Source organism: uncultured Microbulbifer sp., assembly GCF_947489355.1.
Classification (GTDB): Bacteria; Pseudomonadota; Gammaproteobacteria; order Pseudomonadales; family Cellvibrionaceae; genus Microbulbifer.
In genome coordinates this window covers 90,402-113,651 of sequence record NZ_CANLDD010000008.1, presented here as the reverse complement: position 1 = coordinate 113,651, position 23,250 = coordinate 90,402, and the positions used below count along the sequence as shown (strand labels likewise).

Here is a 23,250-nt window from a genome sequence, read left to right as displayed (position 1 = left end):
AATCTGGCATCTTTGCTCATAGGTCAGTTGCTTGTAGTGTCTCATTGCATAACTCTTGCCGGAGAAAAAGCGAGAAGTCTACGGGCAACTGGCCGCTTTTTCTAGCTCCATTGAGATATGCACTTACAAGTTGAATCTAGGTACCCTTTCTGAATTGTGACGATCACATTACATTAATAAAAAATAACATTCAGGACCCGTGCTTTTTGGTATCTTGATATTGCCATAATACATTAATAATTTTCCACTTTTTATTCTTATTTTTATATAAGTGCAGATAATCTATCCATTCATCTACAGTCAATTTCACAGAAGCAACCCGTTTATCAATGTCCAGGATTTGGATATCTACTTTGGGCGACGGTGGAAATCTATTTCCGTCTTTATTGTAGGTTTCAGCAACCTTGAGCATAGTGTCAAAGTCGGTCTCCAGTATAAACTCGGTGCCATCTTTTGCACGCCAATAGGTTCTTTTCGCTAATTTATTATCCAGGCTTCTTTCCATTAAGTCCGGGCGAACTTTGTGTTGAGATTCAATATAGTCAAGCACCGCCCTGTGTATATGTTCACTATCATTCAGAGTATTGGCCGATATTGAAAAGGATAAAACGGCGAGTAAAACCACAATCATAACACGGCACATTGAGATTGCCTCCAGTAGATCAGTGAGTTTAGGGCAGACAATAGTATAATACTATTGGCTTGAGCACTTTCTTTTGAGTAAGTATTTTGCCTCGAGTGTCTATCGCACTTGTTTAAGCTTCTCATCTTGGTCAAGGAGCTTAATCATTTCCTTTGCCACAAGTGCCGCTGATGGCAGGAACATTGTAGAGACAATACGTTGATCAATGACCACCTCATGCTTGTCCGCAATGTTCTCTTTATTAATAACAAAGGCACCATTTTTTTCAAGCTGCTCTTCCACAAGAAACGGCAACAATGTGCCCTGCTTTGCCCAGCTTTTTATCTTTTCCGTTGAATCCGGAAATCCGGCAACGCGCTTTTCTTGAACCAGGAACCTGCCATTAGGCAATTTCACCTTTGCAAATACCCCAGCGCCATGACCACAACTGCCTATCACGCCACCTGCCCGATAAATTTTCGCGATGATATCAAGCAGCTCCTTATTCAATGCCACATCAAATAAAGTGCCATAACCTCCACCAATATATAACGCGCTATAGTCCTCCACATCAACCTGGCCTGGAGACAGGGAAACATTGGCTTTATCCAGAAACCCTTCGTATTTAATCGTGTAGCTGCTGATACCCAAAGGGTCCATCATGAATGGTATTTTTCCACCCGAAGGGGAAACAAATTCCACTTCATATCCATGGGAGACAAAAACATGATATGGAGGGGCATATTCCAGAAGATTATTTCTTGCGTCATGCTTTTCCGGATCACCCATGTCCTCAACATTGGAGGCAATGATCAGAATTTTTTTAGCCTCATCTGAGTAAACATGACAGGCACCCATAGAGAAAAAAATGCTAACCCACAGCAAGATTTTTTTCAGCACAATTTAATCCTTTAATTCTATTTGTTCGCGAGATTGCTATTTATTCACCGGACTTTATCAGCACCGACACCCCAATCAGGACCACTCGGAAACATCACAGATTACAAGTCCTCTCTGGCCGGATTGGGTTTCTCATGTATTTTAGCGTGCATTTTTTCGATTTGCTCCAGTACGATCCACGGATCCGTTTCATCAAACAGATGGGATGCATATTTCATAATAACAACATCCGTATTCTCTGAAAGAGTATGTAGCGCTTTCTGAGATCGATTCCATGAATCAGTATACGCATCAACATCCCTATAACGCATTTTTGTTTGGCGTATCGAAACATGTGGCAACCCTCTCGACAGCACAATTACCGGATGATCTCTTTTAAAGCTGTAGAGATCGGATTGACGAGAAGCTTCAGCAAAATCCTCGAAAGAATGGCTGTTTCGCTCCCATTCGATAATGGACTCCATTATAGTCCAGGCAGAATCAGACATGGATTCCCTTAAATCCTCATACCACGATTCATGGGCTGAATCTACAAAGATTATCCCTTCAATCAAGTCAGGATTTCGGTGGGCAAAAGCGCGTGCAATAAATCCTCCAAATGAATGTGGAACGAGAACCAACTGCTTCATTTGAGCTTTTCGTGTCAAGACTTCCAACTCGCTTGCCAATTCGGCCATAGTGCGAACCCCAGGGTTTTTTAAGGCACTATTTCCTGTTCCAGCACGATCATAGAAGCATAGCTGGTAACCGTTTGGTTTAGCGTTATGAAATGTATTCTTGTAGGTTGAATGGGCATCAAGGCCCATGCCTGATATCAGTAAAAATGTCAGGTCCCCACTTCCTTTGCACAGGTAAGCCAATTGATTTCCATTCACCTCAACGTAACGATAATCATGGTCGTCAGCGAATAATGGCATGGAAATCAATAAACTGAAAAATACATACAGGATTTTCACAACACTGCCTTCAATAAAAACGACGCTGCCAATAGAGGAACCTCTTTAGTTTATCTACTAGTTGGTACGTATGTACGTGTAGGTACAGTGAAAAACAAACCCACTGCCGGATCGGTAACGCTGCTGAGGTCATTTTACCCATACCAAAAAGTGCAAGTAGACAGACACCATTTAATTAGTAGAGCGTCAAGTCTATTTTATTTGCGCGAACTTTAAAACGTTTTTTCCAAGACACTGCATTTGGCGCCAGGTTGTCTGAGGCGCTGGCCTGCACACAGGACTGGATCCAGCCCGACGCAACAGAACAGCCCGTCGCACCTGCAGATGGGACGGAACAGGCTGCTCTGCTTCAACCACACCTCCCAGGTGCGCTGCCAGTAACCATCAGCCCCCCAGCCCTACTCAAAGTCACAAACCTGGTCACTACAACCACGGCCAATCAGACATATAGGGCGCGTCGCCACGACGGACATCGCTGGGTTACTTCTCAATGGGAGATAAAAGGTCTGTGTTAATCACAAGGTTTCTTACACCATGAGCCTGATTTTCATTGAAAACATTCTCTTCACACCATTTGCCCACGGTCTCTATATTGACCTTGGCAACATTGGGACGAACAGCCCAGGTCACCTGGAATGGCGAACCCGCTTCATTGTAGCCGGGACCCGTTGTTGAGCCACTATACACAATGGGTGTGCCGGTATTATCGGGTATATTCAGAGCCTGGTAAAAAGTATTTTTTTGACCGAGCCTGGTCAGCGCCATAAAGTCCATGGCACGACTATCGTTGACTAAAACAAATACCTGGGCCTCCACCCGTAATTGCGGGTTATTGATTGAGTCACTCAGGCAGGCACCCAGGGTAGGACCAGGTTTTACCTGGGCCGAAGAATGCACATAATGCACCTCAATGGTATCTCCAGACTGCAGGCTGCCGTGCTTGCCTGGACATATCTCCCGACTCACAGGCAAAATTTCGCTCTGGGTTAAATCACCTGAAAAAACGTACCCGGTTTGATACCCATTGCCATCGCCGTTGCCTGCATATTTTGAATATTGACCACCCGCATGCTCTGCAGACTTATGAAAGTGTATATTGCACAAGTGCATTTCGCTGTAGGCAGGCGCCGCACCAAATACAGCCCGATTATTCCCCAGTGGGGAATCGATATCACGCGGAGACTGAGGACCAAATCCTTTACCTTTGGTATTTTGTTTGAGATTAAGTCGTTGCTTGGCAATGACCGCATCGTCAACTGCACCCGAATGACGAGATTCAGACGCAGCGCTGAGTGATAAAACCAGTGTTGCCGATGATAATAAGCAGGCTATTTGCTTCATAAGATCTCCCGATGCACATTAAAGGATATCAATATTGACTGGGTTACATGCATGTTCATATTAACTGCTGAAACTTTCATCATTTCTGCCAGGGTTTTGGGTAACAGCGTGCGTTAGGGTATGTCCACGCGCCAGATAACGCAGCCGCTCCCATCCGATATAGTTTTCCAGTGAAGCACGGGCGCATGAACAACCGGCATCACGGACCTCCAGACGCTGCAGAGCCGGGTTGATCAGGCGCCGGGAATTACCCTGCATGCACAGTTATCGCTCTCACGGGTGCCTGTGGTTTGCGGACCCTGCTCCCGCAGCCCTACCCGGTCACAAGCGTTAGCGCGTTTTTCCTGAACCCGGGGGTGACCGCCCCTCTTTGCCTCTCTCCCGCCACACGGCTTAACGCGGTGTAAGAGGCATTGGCCCGGCTGGGCCTTCAGGCCGTCTCTTTCTCACCAAAATAGGTGCGGACCTACTCTGATAGTCACCAGGTATTGGATGGATACTTTCAGAACCGGTGTTCCCACCCTCCCGAAGCGGGCAATTCATGGCCCGGACCGCCCAGGGTAATGCATGTGTCGATAAGGCTATCTGGCTGTCAAAGAATTTTATACACTCCAAGCGCTGAAATAACTGCACTAGCGTTTGCACTCCACATAACATACAAGAAACTCAAGGAGAAGAGTACAGATGTCAATCACAACCCTCATCAGTATGGCTGTAATGGGCCTGAGTATAACGGCACTACAGGCAACTCCATTGCCGCCAGCCCCCACCTCTCTTTCCGGCAATCCCCAACAGATCGATATGCAGCTTGTTAAAACTGGCGTCTTGTCATCCTTTCAGTTCGCCAGTGGCTTGACCCGACCGGTTTTTGTAACCCATGATGGCACGAATCCCGACTGGATCTATGTGGTTGAACAACGTTCCGGGTCCACTGGGCGGATCAAAATCCTCGACCGGGCAAGCGGCTCCCTGATCTCGACTTTCCTGTCGGTCAGCGGCCTAAACACCGGCTCTGAACAGGGCCTGCTCGGTCTCGCATTCGATCCCGATTATGCAAACAATGGCTATCTCTATATCAACTACACCCAAAACAGTCGCACCCATGTAACACGTTATCAACGCTCCAGTACCAATCCGCAAACAGCAGACCCCGGCTCTGCGCAAGCGGTATTTTCCATCAGCCAACCTTTCGCCAACCACAATGGGGGCTGGATGGCATTCGGCCCCGATGGTTACCTGTATATCGGCATGGGTGACGGTGGCTCAGGCGGAGACCCGGATAACCGCGCGCAGAATCTCAATGACCTGTTGGGCAAACTACTGCGTATTGATGTCACTTCGCTGCCCTATTCAATCCCCGCGAGCAATCCATTTGGTGACGAAATCTGGAGCTACGGCCTGCGCAACCCCTGGCGCTCCAGTTTTGACCGCGACAGCGGCGACCTCTGGATTGGTGATGTCGGTCAGAACAACTGGGAGGAAATCAATTTCCAACCAGCCTCCAGCAGTGGTGGCAATAACTGGGGATGGCGCTGCTACGAAGGCAACAATGCCTTTAATACCAGCGGCTGCCCGAATCCCGGCACTATGGACTTCCCGATATGGGAATACAGTCACGGTGGCTCCCCATTCCGCTGCTCCCTCACCGGAGGCTATGTCTATCGGGGCACCAGCATACCCTGGCTGGACGGAACCTATTTCTTTGCCGATTACTGTTCCAACCAGATCTGGTCGCTGAAGTACGACGGCAACATGGTATCCGAGTACACTGACCGCACTGCAGAACTGGCCCCGAACAACGGCAGCATCAGCAGAGTTTCAAGCTTTGGTGAAGACTATTTCGGAGAACTGTATATCTGCGACATTAATGGAGAAATCTACAAGATCATCCAAAATTAACCCAATAGAGACTGAGATGGTTTAATAATTACCGCCGTTAAGCCATCCCTACCGGGGTAAGGCACGGACACTCAGGAAATACGCCACCAGGAGCATGACCCGGTCTCATCTGGTTGAAAGATCGGGGCCGGATCATGCAATAGATTCCATATTATTTCTGCAGGCCAATTTTGATCAAAAGGTGTGACCACCATGTATTTACTGAGATATAGCGTATTTTTTAGCATTATTTTTACACCACTTGCCCAGGCATCGATGGATTGCCGTTCTTTGGAGGACATTGACTGGATATTGGGCAGTTGGGTTTCTGAATCCTCTCAACGAACCTATAAGGAACATTGGAGTAAGGTCAGTGAAGCTACTTATGAGGGCTACAGTGAAGTAACACTCACCGATGGTAAAAATTCCGGCTATGAGTCGCTCAGATTGGTAAATATGGCTGGAAATATCTTCTACCTTGCCAAAGTCTCTGAAAATACCCTACCCATTGCCTTTAAATTGGTTTCCTGTTCGAAAGACCGGTTACACTTTGAAAATATTCATCACGATTTTCCACAATCCATTCAATATGCCTATAACAACGCGGGCAATCTCTCGGTATTAGTTGCGGGTAGTGGAAACAAAGGGTTTAAGCTCAATTTCGATCGCAGTACAGTGATCAAATAAAAGAGAGCACCCGATGACAGCATCGATAGCAAATGCCTGCTGTAGGGTAGTCTCCCAGAGGAGGAATAGACAGCTAAAGTGGTGGCTTCTCCTGCCCTAGCCACAGGGGAACCTGCCAGACAGCCCCCGACCCAAGAAGCGATATGGCAATGCGCGTCTCAGCCCCGGGATTGTACCGCAAGCCGGTTTTTACTCGGCATCGATGAAATCGGCAAGTTGCTGGCGCTTGCGGTCTACAACCAGGCGGGTGACATCGGGCCTGCTGTAATGGCCGGTGGGGTCAAAGTTCTGGCGCTCCCCCCGAACAACTGCGTGGTCCAGCTCTGCAGTGATCAGGATCTCCTTACCCACCTGAGGCGCCACCACCCAGGACCCATCCGGTGCAGCAATACAGGAGCCTCCATTTGCCAGAAATGGGTCCCCATTCTCAAGAATTTCCGTCCGCGCCAGTGTATCCTCGGGAAAATCTGCAGGGCGCATAAGGCCGGAGACCGAGATCACATAGCTTCTGCTTTCTTTGGCAACAAATCTGGTGGTGTCTTCTGTATTGTGTAGCCCACCGGGCCAAACAGCCACATGCAGGTCTTCTCCTTGGGCATAGAGCGCCGCGCGCGACAGCGGCATCCAGTTTTCGTAACAATTAAGCCCCCCAACGGTAAAGCGGCCCAGGGGGTGCACGCGCAACCCATTACCATCCCCCGGCGCCCAGGCAAGACGCTCTTCGTAGGTCGGCTGCAGTTTGCGATGCGCAGAACCGACCTCTCCCTTCTGGTTGATATAAACCAGGGTACAATAGAGGCTGTGTCCACTTCTGTTCGCCGCGCGCTCCATAATGCCGAGATAAACGGCAATACCATACTGCTTCGCCAGGCTACAGATTGTATCCAGGTGACCATCTTCAATCACCACACCCTGTGCAAGGTACTCCGCATAGATGGCCTTTTGTTTGGGATCATTGAAGCGGGCACCATCCGTACGCTCAATCCAAAACGGATACCCGGGCACCAGTGCCTCGCCAAAGGCCACCAACTGGCACCCCTGCCTGCCGGCCAGTTCAACCGCACCGGCAACTTTATTGAGAGTTTCCCCGCGCTTCAGCCAGATCGGCGCGATCTGGGCAAGTGCGACCTTGACTTTATCCGCAGCAGCAATTGTCTGCGCCTTATCCGCAACTGAAAAAAATTTCATAGAGGTCTACCCAGGTTGTAACAGTAATAGCGCTAATGTGAAAAGCGGGAAAACAACCGGTCCAAAGCGCCCCTCCTTGTACCGCTGCTAAGTTTCGGATTTCCAACACACTACAGGAACTTGATTCCCGGCTATAGGGGACAGCGTTGAATCGACAAGATGAGCATCGTGATGCCAGCCAAAACCACCACAGCAGTCTTGTCAGCCTTTCCCCGCCATAGCATAACCCTGCCACAATGCCATTTCCACAGGCTGTAAAGGTGTACCATCGGATAAAGCGACCGCGGCAATGCCTTAATTGAGCAGAAAGATCGTGACAGGGCCTTTCCAAATAATGCAATGCGGATCACCGGGCCAAGCGGGGAGTAAAAAAAGAAGGGGCGATTATGCAAGCTGGGCATAAACCACAAGACAACGGATGCTTTTGCATTTGACCTAAACAGTGGGCCAGCTGTGAAGCCGGACTTCCCGCACTCCCAAAGGGGCTATTTTCCCTCAGGCTGTTGGCTCTGTTGCTCCGGCAAGAGAGAGGAAGTTGGTCGGGGATAGAGGATTCGAACCTCCGACCTTACCGTCCCGAACGGTACGCGCTACCAGGCTGCGCTAATCCCCGATAAAGGCGGCACGGATGGTAGCGGTAAGCCCGGCCTTTGTAAAGAGGATTGTGCCCGCCCGCGCGCACCGGCGCGTAAAGCAAGTAGAACCTACTGGCCATAAAGAGATTTTAGGCTCACTCAGCGCATTTTTTTGCAGAAAAAGGAGGCCAGACCGGGGCTGCCCCCGCCACCGGTGTAAAGGCTCCACCCCTGGCGGGTTTTTGATGGTTGAGCCTTGATCTCGCTGTGGGGCCTTGTGCAAGGCTTCGGGGGCGGCTACCCGATATCCTCAAACCAAATCTGGCAGAAACCATCCAATTGCGCTTCACTGACCATGGATTTTTATTACCATTTCTGCGTTGCGCCCTAACGCTGCGGCAGCCGCGCGCCCTGTTCGATTGGAGGGGGACAGGGAAATCCATCTCCCAGTCGACACCCTACTCTTCTTCGCTATCCCACTGCTCATCATATAACCAATCAGCGTGTGGAAGATCGCCTCTGTTCGGGACTCGAAGCCCTCGCGCTCCAGTATCGGCATGGCCCGGCCGCGATCATCCAATAGAATCTGGAGAGCACCAGGGCTTCCGGAACATTCTGTACAGCGTGTTTTTCCAGTGGGATTTTGACTTGGGTTTTGCCCATCGTATCGGCGTAGTGGAAAGGGATTTGTTCTTCTTGCGGATATTGATTTTCGATCATAGTGCGTCCTGCGCCTCCCGAATTACAGACACTCTGTCGGCAACCCAGATGAGTTTCCCCACCGGGGGATATCCGCCTCTTCCAGCACCCAGAAAGCATGGATGGGCATGCCGTGGATCACTTTCTTTTTTAAGCGATAAATACGCTTCAGGTGTTGCCAATGGACAGAGAAAGGCAAGCCCACTCGCTTGTGGGGCAGCACCCATTGTTCACCTTGGGAAAACAGGTAATAAGGCTTTCAAACTCCCATGACCATCGAGGCATTGTGACTGCTTTTAGCAGAGTGGGGTACGCCCCCTGTGCTGTGGGCCGGGCATAAAATGGCCCCCATGCCCAGCGCAGCGCACCCCACACCCTACAGAGCCTTACAATCACCAGGCAATGCCCGCACACGCGAGTCACAGAAATCCGGCTAAGCACGGCACATGAGTCATAAGCGGCTCAAGGCCAGTTTGTACAGTGTGGGGGGTGCAATCGCAGGTGGAGGGGGCAGTGCCGCGCTATCCCGGCCAACTAGTCCTGGCCGCAGGCAGGCATTCGGATGATAAAATGAGTTCCGCTACTGCCGGAGTGCTCAATGTCCAGTTGCCAGTTCAGGCGCTCACTGATCAGTTGTACAATAAGCAGGCCAAAACTGCTTTCCTGCAGTCCGCCGGGCGCTTTGCCGGGGGCCTGCGAAAACTGGCTGACCACACTTTGCGGCAAGCCGCTGCCAAAATCGTTGATGTGTATCGACTCCCTGCCCAGCCGTATTTGCACCCTGGCGGCGGTATGCATCAAGGCATTTTTAATCAAGTTGCGCAACAGCATGCGCACCAGTGCGGCGTTTGAATAGACCAGCAGCTCTGCACTGTCATAAATGACCTCGGTGCGGCCCTTGAAATTGCCATTGCTGCTGCCGAGATCGGCAACGATTTCGGCTGTCAGTTTTACCATGTCGAGTGCGACAAACTCCTCTTTGGCGGTTTTGCCCCGTGCCAGTTGCAGCAGCATTTCGGTATCTTCCTGCATGGCACGGGTAGCGTTACGAATTCTCAGTAGCGTTTTTTGATCGCTTTGTGAAACATCGCGACGCTGCTCCAAAATCTCAAGCGCACCACTGATAATGGCCAGCGGGGTGCGCAATTCATGGCTGGCCAGTTTGACAAACGATTTTTCCCGGTGAATATGGGATTCCAATGCGCACAAAAATCGGTTAAATGATTCAGCGATCTCTACAAACTCGCTGTCGCGATAATCCCTGGTGAGGCGCTCCATGGCAATACCGGGTTGGATTTTTTGGATATCCCGGGAGAGCCTTTTGAGCGGTCTGGTCAGTAATTTTGCACTGCCCTTTGCCACCAAAAATCCCACCACCAGCATGATGAGGGCAATTGACAAAAGCAGGATTTTAACCAGAACCTCCCGCCGCTCCAGGATAGTAAAATCCCGCGCCAGGAACAATTTTCCAGGCGGGCTGTCTATTTTTTCAATAATAATTAGCAGGGTCTTGTTACCCACTGCAATTTCTGCGGAAAGCGGCACCGGTCTATTGCGGAAAAATTCCGGCAGGCGGGATTCACCCTCTCCACTGGGCAAAAAAACTGCTTCCAGGTTTCCCGTCCTCCAGCGTTTGAACTGCCCGTTATCAATATGGGTTTAAAAAACTCCGCATCCGCATTTAATTCAAAATTCAATGCATTGTATTCAATATCCTCCACAAAGAGATCCACGGTGATCAGGGAAATCACTATTGTGACCGCAATCATTAAAAACAGCGTCTTGTAAAGGCGGCTGGAGAGGGTACTTTTTTTCATTGCCGGTCTTTGTTATGGTTCACGGCTTCCAGCCTGTAGCCACGCCCATGTACCGTTTTGATAAGACTGACCCCAAACGCAGTCTGCAGGGTTTTTCGCAAGGTATAGATATGCGTGCGCAGACTATGGCCATCGGTCTCCCTGCAATCTGCGCCCCAGATGGCCTCATGCAGGGCACCGTGACTGAGGAAGTTGGGATAGGCACGGATCAACAACTCAAAAATCCGGGCGGGAGTCCCCGCCAATTCCACTTGTTTGCCGCGCAATCGGGCTGTGAGCGTTCCCGGATCAAATGACAGGCTGCCCGCCTGTAAATTCGAGCTTTTCAAAGCATGGCGCCTGTACAGAACCTCAATACGTAACTGCAACTCCCTCAATTCAAAGGGTTTCACCAAATAATCATCTGCCCCGCAGGAGAAGCCCTTTTCCTTGTCGGCCAGGGAGCCCAAGGCGGTTGTCAAAATAACCGGGGTGTCGCATTTCAGGTCCGAGCGAATTCTCCGGCAAATTTCAAGGCCATTGACGCCCGGCAGCATCAAGTCAAGGACGATAACATCATAAGACTGGGTGGCCAACAAGTGCAGGGCCGTCAAGCCATCGGGTGAAAAGTCGAGGTTGTAGCGCGCCTCCCCCAGGAATTCGAACAGGTTCTCCGCCAGGTCTATTTGATCTTCCACAATCAACAGGCGCAGTTTACTGCCCGTCAATGAAGACTCAATCGAATTCGGCACGGCTTGATGGCTCACGTTGGGACATCGGGCTTTTTACAGACAGCAGTCTGAACCTGCGGTTTTGCATTTCCACACTGCCGGTGGTAAAAAGAGGGGCAAGTTGGCTGTCGTTCATTCGCTTTGCAGGAATGACAACGAAATATTCCCGGTAGGTATTGTCCTCTTGCATTTTTTCCAACTGCTTTAAATGTATGGATCGGGCGGTACCGCGTGAGTAGAAACGGGCAGAAAAAGGTGCTTTTCCAAGGTATAGTAAAGGACTACTACCAGCTTCCCTGCGCTGATTATAGTAGCTCACCAAATGTTTTTCACTCTTTACAGAATAGAGGCCGCTACTCCAGGCCAGTGTGATAACAAGCAAAATCAAAGGGCATACGGCCACTGTGGGCACATAGAGAAACTTAATCGTATTCGGCCTGCCAACTCCTGAAAGCTGTCGCGCTATGAGCACGGCACTAAAGGGGAGGGATGGCAGAACATAAGTCCAGAGGGTATTGCCGGCCAATGTAAAAAACAGCAAGGGCCCAAGGGCGCAGAATAGTAATAAAACCGCGCGTTTATCTTGCCAAAAGCCGTTGAGACAACGCGCACTGCCTCCTGCCATACGGACTCCCAGGACCATGAGCGCGAGAATACCCCAGGGAAAACTGGCCCAAAGCCAGAATACCCAAATCATGCCCTTAGGCTGCGAGTGCGCATTGCCGTAGAGGTCACCGGACCAGCCGGGATCAATAAACCGCAGGATATGTTCACCAACGATGAAATAATCGAGAAATCCGGGGGTCTTGAGTTCGGCTGACAAATACCATGGCAGGGTCAGTGCCAGGGTTGCCAGACTGCCCCACAACCACGGCAACCGAGCCAGCACTGTCCATCTGTACAACCCAAACAGTATCCCCAAGACAATCGGTATGCCAACGAGCACGGCTGCCAAAGGCCCTTTGGCAAGAAGCCCGGCAGCCATCCCCAGAAAAAACAGCCAACCCCAGCAGGATTTGCCCCCCTGTATAGTACGGAGGAAGCCCACCAGGGACAAGGTGATGCCCAGCGCAAGAAACGCATCGGTCATCACGGCACCGGCACTGATATAAGGCAGCGCCATACTGACAAAAATCAGCACGGACCAACGCGATGTTTTATCATCCCGGTACCCTTGGGCAAGCCGCCAGGTAAGGAAACCGGTCAAAATCGTGGCTATCAGGGCGGGCAGACGAAAATAAATTTCACTGAGACCAAACGTCTTTGCAGAGGCGGCCTGTGCCCAGAACGATAGCGGTGGCTTGCCCCAAAACGGCATGCCGGCATCAAACCAGGGGGTAATCCAGTCACCGGTATCGGCCATCAGGCGGGCAACTTCGGCATACCTTGCCTCTGTTGTATCAACAAATGGAAACAGGGCCATGCTGATCAGGCGACTTATCAGGATAGCACCCAGCGCCAGGACCCAGTACCTATATTGCCTTGGCATGCTGCAGGGTTCCCTTGCGTTTGATTTCCAGATACGTTTGCACTGACTGGCTCTCCAGGATTTCCTCGATCAGGTATACAGGTCTTTGTTTTGCTTCTATATACGCTTTACCAACGTATTCCCCAACAAGACCGATGCTGAAAAGCTGAACGCCGCCGAGGAAGGTAATAATGGCCATAAGAGAGGGGTAGCCCGCGGTGACATCGCCGATGAATACGGTTTTTGCCACAATCCAAATACCAAATAGTGCACCTGTCAGCGCGGAGATAAGCCCCACGCCCACGGCCCATCTTAAGGGGGAAATCGAAAAGGATGTCAAGCCTTCAAACGCGAGTCCAAACAGTCCGCAATAGTTCCATTTGGTTTTCCCGGCAGCCCGCTGTGCCCTGTCGTACCGGATAACTTTTGTCGGCATGCCCACCCAGGCAAACAGACCCTTCATATACCGGTTGCGCTCCCTGAGGGTTAAGAGTGCATCGACCGAGCGACGGCTCATCAAGCGAAAATCCCCAGTATCTACGGGAATTTTTGTCTGGCTTATGCGGCTCAGAAAGCGATAAAACAAATGTGCGCTCAGGCGTTTGAACAGGGCTTCCCCTACCCTGGACCGACGCTGCATCAGCACCACATCGGTACCGGACAACCAGGTATTGAGCATGGTCGGGATACATTCTGGAGGATCCTGCAGATCGGCGTCCATGATCACAACCGCATCCCCACTGGCATGTTCAAGGCCGGCGGTGATCGCAGCCTCCTTACCAAAGTTCCTACTGAGTTTGATCAGTTTCTGACCTGGGTAATTGTCCAGAGCCTGCCTAAGATATTCCGCACTGTTATCGGTGCTGCCATCGTCAATAAAAATCAACTCCGTCTTTAAAGGCAGCTTTTTCAGGATGGGTATCATCTGCTCAAGAAAAGTCGGCAGCATTGCACTTTCATTGAAGACCGGCACAACTACCGACAGCAACAAATCCTCAAAGTGATTAGCTACCGGATTAAGGTGTTTTTTCATGGAATACCAACCTTTTATAAACAATAAAGTTCAAACCGGCCACCAATGCAGTAGTGACCACCTGCGCGATAATGATTGGAAAATGGACATCCCGTGTTAGTACGAAAAATACAGATACATTGACAATCCATGCAAAGGCACAGGAGGCAAGGTAGCGAAAAAATGTCCGGGCATACATTTCAGCACCCGGAAAAGCCAATCGGTGCTGAAGCCAATAGTTCACTATTGCACCGGAGGCGGAACCGATCAGGGTGGAGAAAACCGGCAGACTGGTCAGCCCAACAAACAACGCCATGACGGCCCAATGCACTGTGGTAGCCAGGCCACCGGCCGCTAGGAATCCGACAAAAGTTACGCGAAAACGGCTGAACTCAGAATCACCGTACATAGGAATCCAGTTGTTAAAAATCAGGGTGCGGGCCCATTAGCCACAGTGGTTATAGGCCCGTATTTTATGGATTCCTGCGTCAGCTTCTTGTGTAGTTTTTGTCAAGAAAGTGTCAAATTTTGCGAGTTTGACGGTTTTTGGAATAATACTATCGGGTCGGAAGCAAAGAATAACTTCCTCTCGGGGCACGCTGTGAATACCGCCCTGTACATTCGTAGTCGGCGTCGATGCCCCATACGGTCCCGAGATAAGGGTATTCTTCACTTCCGCCTTGTTGGTATGTGACCTGAGCAACTATAGGAGTCGGCAAAATTCTTATACAGTCACGAAGCGTTGATGCCCTCCTGCGACATCATAGCCAGGGTACATATCCAGATGATATCGGCACAAATCTTCTCGAATTAGCAGGGAAAACTCTCAAAGCTGGTCGGAAAAATACTCCACACCACGCCAGACCAAATGGAAAAACTGTCGTTGATGAACCCCCGCAGTTGGACACAGACAGCAAGGAACTATCTGGAATTTTTCGATAGTAATTTGCCCGATTGAAGCACCTCACATCAGGTAACCATTTTGCACGATGGCCTTAAAGTTGGACCCTCTACCGTATCGTCTTCAATGATATCATGTTCGCTGTTTGCAAATACCCTTTTCTCGTAATCTGGAACAGATGTTTTCAACTTTTTTGTACCACTCTTGTAAAAATAGATATTTCATTAATAATCTTGTTTTATAATCACTCTAAATATCTTACGCTACTGCTGTTAAATATTGGTTTTGTTGGATAATTTCATCCAGTGGTTTTCAGATTAAAACATGTATAATCCATTGAATGTACTGATAAGGATGACGGGGATAATACCCCTTTCTCAGAATCGTATAAGGTATGGGAACCGATTACGCGCTTACAAGGAGTATAGTCACAACGCGGCCTGGGAGAGGGATATTCATATTATTCCGATCCGCTTGCAAATAGCGGTATAGGTGGTACTGGCGTAATTTTAGCTACCAACAGTAAGCATACTAATAATAGTCACGATGGACATTTTAAATATATCATATTACCCCATAGAAAAATAAGTTTATGCAAACAAACCCCGCCTGCGCGATTTACATTATGAATAAATTAGGTTATAGATAGACTTCCTTACTGAATGCTTACAATTATTTAGGAGAAACACAAATAATCTATTTTTTTAATTTAATAAGCTCCAACGTACTCAATGCCTTACCTGGGAAAAAATAAATTACCTAAAGAATATGAGGCAGCTTATAGAATAAAATTACGCCAAAAATAGGTAATTATTTATTTTTAGACAGTATTGCCAAGATATAAATTACTGTTAAGCCTACATTGAATATAACAGTTCTAAATTTTAAAGTAGGCATGAAATACATCTTCATTCCTTATCACCAAATTCAGCACAGAGAGAGTTGGCTTTAGCAGTAACGCATGAAGATGCCATTATTTAGGGTGTTTGAACCTTTATCTTGCTGTTGAATATTAGCAGTTATTAAGATCACCAGCTGCCGTATCAAGTAAAACTGCCTGCTCAGGTATCTGCTTGGGCATTTTGAGTTTAATTATAATGAAGGCAATCACATGATTATTAAAATAAGTTTTAAAGTGATAATTCTGACCCTGATATTCACTAACCATACATTTGCAAATGACATGCATGAGATATTTATTCAGAATATCGAGAAAAGTTCTGACATCAAAAATAACATCAAACAATCGTCTAAAAATGAAATCAAAGGCGTTATCAACCTGGGGAAATACAATACGAAAATTAAAAATATACAAAAAAACTCCAAGATAAATCTCCGCATCAGAGACAAGGATATTGTTTTTAAAGTTAAGAGTATCAGGAAAAAAAGTACAGCAAGATTTTCTTTTTCGGCATCCGGGGTCGATAATAATACCCTTTATATTGCAGAAAATAATGGCCAGGTTGTAGGATCTCTTCATCATGCCGGAAAATTGTTTAAACTGAGACCAAATAAGAGTGGAGATACCGTATTAACAGAAGTACCACAAGAAACATTAATCGATCATGATAACGCTTATTATGAAGATTTCACCACCAATAGCTTACCCGATAATAATGTATTTACAAAAAGTGATTCTGGTTTAGAGTTTACAGTTATTGTTGCCTACACGGCTCAATTTTTAACTGCTGCAGGCAATATTGATGCCTATATGGATTTACTTGAACTAGAAACCAATACATCGTATCAAAACAGCGACGTGCAAACCAGTGTAAATATTGTTCATGCCTATCAAACCAGTTATAACGACACTGGAAATTTTTATACTGACAGAGATTATTTTTCAAATACAAACAATCCAGAAACACAGGAATTACATAACCTACGTGACTTTTATAATGCAGACATAATGATTGTTCTCACAGGGAATAATTACAGTTTTTGCGGTATTGCCAGATCAATTGGGGCTACAGAAGATCAGGCACTGGCCTTAGGTAGGGAAAGTTGTGCTACGGGTTATTATACTTTCGCTCATGAAATCGGGCACTTATTTGGTGCAAGGCACATTATCTCTCAAGATCCCAATGTAACTCCGTTTTCTTTTGGGCACGGCTATTGTAATGTCACTGCCAATACTTGGCGCACTGTAATGGCATATGGTTGTCCACTCGGAACTGGAGGGCAACGCATACAACAGTGGTCAAACCCCAATGTGTTTATCAATAATGAAACCACAGGGACCGTTGATGTTGAGTTTAACGCCAAGGTAATGAATTTACGTGCCGATGAAGTCGCAAACTTTAGAGTTTCATCTTCCCCCTTTGATGTGAATAGCGATGGCTGCGTAGATCATAATGACCTAATTGAAATGTTACCTCATCTGGGCAACTCAGTCCCACCTGCCCCAGCATCGCTGGATGTCACTGGAGATTTGATCGTTGATATCGTCGATTACAATCTTGTTTTTGAGAATTCCGGTCTGGGTTGTCAGTAGGTTTAACAGGTGAGGAAATTTCTGACTTGTCGATAGCTTCATGTATCTTATCCTACCTAAAGAAAGCTATTTCATTGAAGAAAAGGGGGTTTATCAGGAGATTCTAAATTACACTGCGATGTTTTATCACAGCCAGCGGTTAGCTTCGGCGATGAACCCCATTTGCTCCAATGATTACAGATTCACCTTGGCTAAAATGAAAAGTTGCTTAACTGTTTTATCCTAACTTTTTTGGCCACCCCAATAGTTATTCAATCCTGGCTTGGCTTAAGTGAGGTGTGTATTGATTTAAGGTGCGCTCCAAAGTGGATCATTTGCTGGTATGGGTGACGATAATGTTTGCAGAAAAGCGATGAGTTGCTTGATCTGTAACTCGTCCAACCCCAAGGGTAATATGTCAAAGTGTGGACGACTTGGGTGCTGTCCGGGGTCATAGTAGGGTGGAGCCGGGCTATTGTAATGGGCTAGCACTTGTTCCAGTGTGGAGAATTGGCCTGCGTGCATATAAGGGCCAGTGTGGGCGACGTTGCGCAACGTCGGTGTTTTAAACGCACCAACCAGTTCCTTGCCTTGCTTCTTTAAGAAGCGCATTTCCTGGCAGTCATCAGCGCCGGCGTCGCTTTGCGCAGAGAGACAAGTAAATGCGTCGTGCTGTAATAGCTTTACACCGACATAGCGGCCTAAATCCACATTTTCTGGATCGGCTTCCGGTGCGCCGATATTGTGGAACTCATAGTTGGTAAACAGTGGTCCATTGTGACAGCTGGCGCAGTTTGCGCGCCCCATAAACAAACGCATCCCGGCCACTTCCTCTTCACTCATCAAGTCGGCCAGAAGTTGAATATTCTTGTTGTCCCGTTGCAACTGGCCGACAAAACGATCAAAGCGTGCGGGGTGCAGTTGGAGCTTACGCTCGTAGGCCATAATGACTTTGCCTGCTTGACTAACAATCCGGTTGACCGCAGCTTTTTGTCTCTTTGTCAACCTTGGCTTTCTCCACTGTCTGTCGATAACCCTTTGAAGTTGTACCCAATCCGCTTTATTGGAAAAAAGTTGTTCAAATTCTCGCCGGTAGTGCTGCCGGATAATGCGCACAAGGCCGAGGCGGTCGAGTCCGTGTTCATTGATGTCTTGCAAGGGTCCCAGTGCCTGAGACCACAAGCTGTCTTTGCGACCATCCCAGAACAACCATGGGCTGTGAGTGGCGCCGAGTATGGTGGGCGCATTGCGTCTGGTGGTGCCCAGTGCTTGAGATCGGGGGAGCCCGTCAGTGAAATACTTGTGTGGCTGGTGGCAGCTCGCGCAGGCAACCTGACCATTAACACTCAGTCGTGTATCGAAAAACAGCTGTTGACCGAGGGCAGCTGCGTAGGGGTCATCGGCAACAAGGTTATCCGGCGCTGCGGGTAAAGAAGGCAGGGTGGCTAAAGTAAAGCGATTGAGAAAAACAATATCTGCGTCGGTGAAGCGATAATTTTCGCTGGCCATTGCGAATTTCGTAATGTCGCAGAGAGAAAAAGATAACAGCAACAGGGAAAATAGGTGTAATAGTCTTTTCACGGCAATGCCTACAGACGGATATTGAAAGTAACGGTATCATCCTGGTGATTGACTCGAATATTAAATGTCATCACCCACCAGCCAGGCATTTGGAATTTTACGCCTTCTACTCTGTAAACACCTGGTGCCATCTCCTCCGTGACACGCGGTTGTGTTGGCAGCCCGTGTACATGTCCAGGCATATGTCCTTCGATTGCAACCTCAGCACCACTCAGGGGCTGGCCATCCAGCTTCGATAATATCAGGCGCCATTGGTGCATTTGATTAAGCGGCACCAGAGTGGTTGCAGTTTCCGGTTCCACATGAGCGAAAACCGTAAGCTTGCGAGAAATTCTGGAGCTACTCAGGTTCAGTTCGTCAGGAATGTTCTGTCCACTGAGTGAGGGTATCTCCAAACTCATGCCCGGCGTTAAACCCCTTTTCCCTGGAGAACTATTCATATTTAACTTTCCTGGGTGGACGCTGCGAATGCTGATATTGTGTCCTGCGATGGAGTTGTCACTTTCAGCACCTCTTATCCTGCCGGTTAAACGGATGTGTGGCTGCCAAGTCCGAACATAGGCTTTTTCCAACAATATGAGCGCGCGCTTGCGCTGCTCTAATGCCTGGTTGCGCAAACGGCTGATTTGTTCCTGCCACAGTGGGATTTCTTTGGCAACTATGTCAGTCGTATGCTTGAGCAATTGGTGTTCTCTGCCCTTGGGCAGTGCGTGTAATTGTCGTCGCAATTGATTCAACGATTTACGTAATCGGTTACTGTGCAGGCTTAGCGATATGGATTCGGCTTGTGCCGCCTCAGCACTATGTAACATTTTTTCGCCGATTCGGATCATAGTCTGGCTATTATCGCTATGTACACTATCCTCTAGGAGATTGTTGTTCTCAATAGCTGTAGCCGTAAATGAAAACAATAGGCAAATCGCAATACATCCCTCTCGACAGGTCAATTTTACTTGCATTTTTATTTCCGGAAAATTTGATTACTCCGGATGGCTTCGGTTGATGATCAGCTTGAAGCCAAGGGGATGTCGCAACCTGTGCGCAAAGCGCACAGGTCAATCGACAGTTTCCGGCACGATATTATTGTGAATTCGTAAGAATTTGATTTTGAATAGCATTCCAATCTGGTCGCACTACATACAGACCATTGCCGATGTCGCTGACAATAATATTGCCACTAGAGAAATAAACATAGCTACTCCAGGCGCCGGAAAACTGCGCACTATTTGAACTGGGAATCGTATCAAAATAAGCCACCTCCTGAAGATTACCCGAGGCAATGTTGGCCGCATCAAGAATGCGTAGACCGGCCCGGTAATTGCTCTCATACACATAACCATTGTTTGTATAAAGATTGTGATCAATTGCTCTGGTCGGCCCCACATAACGTCCTGTTTCAACTGGCCCATTCAGATTGCTTACATCAAAAATATAGGAAGTTGTATTTTGACCACGCGACGTTTCATCCTGTTCATCATTCATGATCAGGAAGGTATGATTGTCGTCCAGAAACCAGCCCTGATGGGTATATCTGGAACCCTGATATACTGTGCGCGATAATTGCTGTGGATTTACTTTGTCGGTCATATCCACAATGGTAATACTATCCTCATTGTACCCGACACAAATTTCCCGGCCTACATAAAACGAATCGGGACCAGAATAAATAACACATTGGGCATCATGGGTATAACCATCGGATGAAAAACAGCCTGCATAGCGAGGATTATTTGGAGTGGAAATATCCACTGTATACAGTCCGCCACTGCATTGATTACTACCGACGATATAAGCATAGCCACTATCTTCGTTGATAGCGATATTATGCGCGTTACCAAATCCACTCATATGGGCGGTTTCACTGAGTGTCTGCCCCGGAGAAGGCAGGTTGCGCAAAGTGCGCAAATCAAAAACCTGTAAACCATGCGAACGGTTACTGAATCCATCGGCAACAATAAAAGCGTGATCGTTATAGACCTTTATATCCCGCCAGGCACTTGTACCATTGTTATGCGACGGTAAAAAACCGAGATACAGCGGTGCATCAGGCACGGTAACATCTATAAATGAAGTACCATTGGTCCTGCCCACTATTGCAATCTCAGCGCCCGTTAGGGGGTCAGAATAACCCCATATATCGTTGAGATTGGCGCTTCCTCCACCCATACTTGTCTTGGAAAAAAAAGCCATCAAATCAATATTTCTGCAAGGATAGCCTGCGGCATTGCCATTTAGGCAAAATTCGACCGACTGAAAATTGGCGCTAAGCCTGCGCTGCTCCTGCGACAGTCCACCATTATTGCTTTCATCAAATTTGTAATTATCGGGGAACATGGCGCTGTGACCCCAGGTCATATAAGGGATTACCAACAGGACTACGGCAGCGATACTACGTTTGAAAAATTGGAACATTGCCTGAGACTCCTTGTGTGGTTGGCGATTAAATTCATCGTAACTGTGTAAATCTGTGACCACCCACAGAGCGGGTGGTATGACGAAAGCCCCAGGAGAGGGGCAGTGCTACAGTCCCGTCAATTTTATCTTCTTCTGACAGCGCTCTTCACCTCCTTGATTCTTTATATACTCTCGAATCCCTACTCATCTAAACTAGTGATACTAACGTAGTAATTTCTAAACCTAAACTGTCAGGTGATTAAATTTTGCTTTAACTGCACATACTCACGAAATCTTCAAATCGACGATGACTCATCAATTACCGTGAATATGGTCGTTCGTCGCATACCCTTTGATCTATCCAATCCGTCGTATCGGTAAAAATTACAGAATATGGCTTCTATCTCTTTGCGCAAAATCCAAAATATCGTCTTTCTAAATAATTCAAATAAAATACCAGCAATACTGCTTGATTCAGCCGGTCGCTGAAATAGCCTCCTAATAGAACTTGTCAGTTTATGTAAAACCAAACTCCTTACCCTGAACGAGTGAACGATAGTGACAGGTCAAATCTGACCACCAGAAACAGCGGTTAACCTATATGATAATTCGACTTACTGTATTAACAATTGCGGACTAAGATAGTTTATTATTTACGCTGAACGTTGAATAAATTTCAGCACATAAAGTATTGATAGCGTGACGATACAATTCGTCTTCATCAAGATAGATCTGGCAAGACGACCACCGAGAACCCAATTTAAAGGCATCTGAAGAGGTCATGCGATAGCTGCTCAGAAAGAAAATTCTGCCGTAGAAGTAAAATAATTTGTGTTTCTTGGAAAATAGCTGAGCTTTGTGGCGCCGAATAATTCAGAATGGCACCTCTTATAATATAAGAGGATTATTTTATCATAAAGCTGTTAAAAATGAATATTTAGGAGTTGAAATCAGCGCATATCCTTATTACTGAAACGCTTGCAGTTACACAGGCGCGCAATATTAAAAATTTTTCTGCAAATTTTTTCATTAGAAATGCTGGAAAAAGGTCTATCATCTTAAGATTCAACAGGCATCTCCAAAAAAAGCATATTATATAAGTCTTAAAAAACGACAACTCCGTTAGAATAACAAAATTTTTTTCTTTATTTTCTGTGCGCTTCTGTAAAAAAGCGAATGGTGGCATCGGTATCAATATCCAGGTACCAGATAGCCGCGTTAAACTGCCAACGACTTTCCCGGCCAAAGGCAATGTTTATTCCCACCTCCCCAGCCAGGCCCCAGGAATTTTTCAGCTTAAGTCTTGCCCGTGATTTCGCATCGAGTACAGTTTCAAAATAGCTCTGAGCCACACTGTTGATATGTTCACTCAAAAAATGGGTGTAATTCACTCCGAGGCCGATATAAGGTTGTATCCAGGATTCTATGCATACCGGGTACCACTGTATGCTAAGAGTTGGCGGCAGGTGTTTGATATCGCCCAGGCGAACCCGACCGAGAAGCTCCCCGGTCACCGGGTCTGGCAGACCGCGTACATCAAGGTCGTGTTTAAATGGTGCTGCCGCTAGAAATTCCAGACCCCAGTGGTCTGCAAACAACCAGGTACCGGTAATACTAACGGAATAGCCAGTATCTACGTAGACCCGTGTGCCTGGCAGGGCTGTGCTATTCAAGCGCAGATGATTGGAATCGTCATTGGGGTCAACTGCTACACCCCCGACCCGAACAATCAAGTCGCCTTTTTTATACTCGGCCAGAGCCTGGCCACTGATTAATATGGCAGCACAAAGCATTGCTGTCAGATTGTATCTTTTCATCATTCACTTTCCTGCGGATTCCAACTATAAATGGAGATACGTAACCAGTGTAGTCAGCAGTAGCCATGGGTCGCCCTATAAAAAATGACATGTATAGTATTCCAGCTGGTAATTGGCGGAAAGTGGAATGCACAAACTGTTTCTCCAGTAGTTATTTTCTCTCTTATCGACTCGCCATAAATGGCACTCCCTCTGGTTGCTTCACCCCCTGAATACGGGTTGGCGAGTTAG

17 protein-coding genes and 1 tRNA gene are annotated in these 23,250 nt (G+C 47.6%); 3 read left to right on the top strand and 15 right to left on the bottom strand.

Features of this window, described 5'->3' with window-relative positions; all coding sequences use genetic code 11:
- Nucleotides 1–190: 190 nt before the first annotated feature.
- From Q1A48_RS05995 to Q1A48_RS05980, 4 genes are all read right to left on the bottom strand, one after another.
- Nucleotides 191–643, bottom strand: a complete 453-nt coding sequence (locus tag Q1A48_RS05995) for a nuclear transport factor 2 family protein (protein WP_299942440.1) — start codon at nucleotides 641–643, stop codon at nucleotides 191–193.
- Between the two features lie 99 nt (nucleotides 644–742).
- The gene (locus Q1A48_RS05990) at nucleotides 743–1,522 is read right to left on the bottom strand and encodes a type 1 glutamine amidotransferase domain-containing protein (protein ID WP_299942438.1); all 780 of its coding nucleotides are present in this window, start codon (nucleotides 1,520–1,522) and stop codon (nucleotides 743–745) included.
- A gap of 101 nt (nucleotides 1,523–1,623) precedes the next feature.
- Entirely contained in the window at nucleotides 1,624–2,478 is an 855-nt protein-coding gene (locus Q1A48_RS05985; protein ID WP_299942436.1) for an alpha/beta hydrolase, read from the bottom strand.
- A 480-nt stretch (nucleotides 2,479–2,958) separates the two neighbouring features.
- Complete coding sequence (locus Q1A48_RS05980) at nucleotides 2,959–3,819, bottom strand: delta-class carbonic anhydrase (protein ID WP_299942434.1); 861 nt, start codon at nucleotides 3,817–3,819, stop codon at nucleotides 2,959–2,961.
- A gap of 684 nt (nucleotides 3,820–4,503) precedes the next feature.
- Between Q1A48_RS05980 and Q1A48_RS05975 the strand changes: the two genes are divergently transcribed.
- Nucleotides 4,504–5,718 (top strand): PQQ-dependent sugar dehydrogenase, encoded by a 1,215-nt coding sequence (locus tag Q1A48_RS05975; RefSeq protein WP_299942432.1) that lies wholly within the window; start codon nucleotides 4,504–4,506, stop codon nucleotides 5,716–5,718.
- Nucleotides 5,719–5,910: 192 nt separating this feature from the next.
- Entirely contained in the window at nucleotides 5,911–6,384 is a 474-nt protein-coding gene (locus Q1A48_RS05970) for a DUF6265 family protein (protein WP_299942430.1), read from the top strand.
- 189 nt (nucleotides 6,385–6,573) lie between these two features.
- Here Q1A48_RS05970 and Q1A48_RS05965 read toward each other — a convergent pair whose 3' ends face one another.
- The 7 genes from Q1A48_RS05965 to Q1A48_RS05935 form a co-directional block, all read right to left on the bottom strand.
- Entirely contained in the window at nucleotides 6,574–7,572 is a 999-nt protein-coding gene (locus Q1A48_RS05965; RefSeq protein WP_299942428.1) for a carbon-nitrogen hydrolase family protein, read from the bottom strand.
- A gap of 536 nt (nucleotides 7,573–8,108) precedes the next feature.
- Nucleotides 8,109–8,185, bottom strand: a tRNA-Pro gene (locus Q1A48_RS05960).
- A gap of 1,195 nt (nucleotides 8,186–9,380) precedes the next feature.
- The gene (locus Q1A48_RS05955; protein WP_299942426.1) at nucleotides 9,381–10,445 is read right to left on the bottom strand and encodes a HAMP domain-containing sensor histidine kinase; all 1,065 of its coding nucleotides are present in this window, start codon (nucleotides 10,443–10,445) and stop codon (nucleotides 9,381–9,383) included.
- A 214-nt stretch (nucleotides 10,446–10,659) separates the two neighbouring features.
- A complete protein-coding gene (locus Q1A48_RS05950) occupies nucleotides 10,660–11,370 on the bottom strand; it encodes a response regulator transcription factor (protein WP_299942424.1) in 711 nt (236 codons plus the stop codon).
- 7 nt (nucleotides 11,371–11,377) lie between these two features.
- Nucleotides 11,378–12,862 (bottom strand): glycosyltransferase family 39 protein, encoded by a 1,485-nt coding sequence (locus Q1A48_RS05945; RefSeq protein ID WP_299942422.1) that lies wholly within the window; start codon nucleotides 12,860–12,862, stop codon nucleotides 11,378–11,380.
- Nucleotides 12,846–13,874: a glycosyltransferase family 2 protein gene (locus Q1A48_RS05940; protein ID WP_299942420.1), complete on the bottom strand. Its 1,029-nt coding sequence runs from the start codon at nucleotides 13,872–13,874 to the stop codon at nucleotides 12,846–12,848. Before Q1A48_RS05940 ends, Q1A48_RS05945 begins: the two co-directional genes overlap by 17 nt.
- On the bottom strand, nucleotides 13,858–14,262 hold the full coding sequence (locus Q1A48_RS05935; protein WP_299942417.1) for a GtrA family protein: 405 nt from the start codon (nucleotides 14,260–14,262) through the stop codon (nucleotides 13,858–13,860). Before Q1A48_RS05935 ends, Q1A48_RS05940 begins: the two co-directional genes overlap by 17 nt.
- A gap of 1,603 nt (nucleotides 14,263–15,865) precedes the next feature.
- On the opposite strand from Q1A48_RS05935, the gene Q1A48_RS05930 reads away from it, so the two are divergent.
- Nucleotides 15,866–17,248: a M12 family metallo-peptidase gene (locus tag Q1A48_RS05930; RefSeq protein ID WP_299942415.1), complete on the top strand. Its 1,383-nt coding sequence runs from the start codon at nucleotides 15,866–15,868 to the stop codon at nucleotides 17,246–17,248.
- A 288-nt stretch (nucleotides 17,249–17,536) separates the two neighbouring features.
- Here Q1A48_RS05930 and Q1A48_RS05925 read toward each other — a convergent pair whose 3' ends face one another.
- The 4 genes from Q1A48_RS05925 to Q1A48_RS05910 all read right to left on the bottom strand — a co-directional run bounded on the left by Q1A48_RS05925 (nucleotide 17,537) and on the right by Q1A48_RS05910 (nucleotide 23,019).
- Nucleotides 17,537–18,736, bottom strand: coding sequence for a cytochrome c peroxidase (locus tag Q1A48_RS05925; RefSeq protein WP_299942413.1), 1,200 nt, complete (start codon nucleotides 18,734–18,736; stop codon nucleotides 17,537–17,539).
- A gap of 80 nt (nucleotides 18,737–18,816) precedes the next feature.
- The gene (locus tag Q1A48_RS05920) at nucleotides 18,817–19,767 is read right to left on the bottom strand and encodes a FixH family protein (RefSeq protein WP_299942411.1); all 951 of its coding nucleotides are present in this window, start codon (nucleotides 19,765–19,767) and stop codon (nucleotides 18,817–18,819) included.
- A 121-nt stretch (nucleotides 19,768–19,888) separates the two neighbouring features.
- Nucleotides 19,889–21,220, bottom strand: coding sequence for a choice-of-anchor B family protein (locus tag Q1A48_RS05915; protein WP_299942409.1), 1,332 nt, complete (start codon nucleotides 21,218–21,220; stop codon nucleotides 19,889–19,891).
- A gap of 1,127 nt (nucleotides 21,221–22,347) precedes the next feature.
- On the bottom strand, nucleotides 22,348–23,019 hold the full coding sequence (locus Q1A48_RS05910; RefSeq protein ID WP_299942407.1) for an OmpW family outer membrane protein: 672 nt from the start codon (nucleotides 23,017–23,019) through the stop codon (nucleotides 22,348–22,350).
- Between the last annotated feature and the right edge of the window lie 231 nt (nucleotides 23,020–23,250).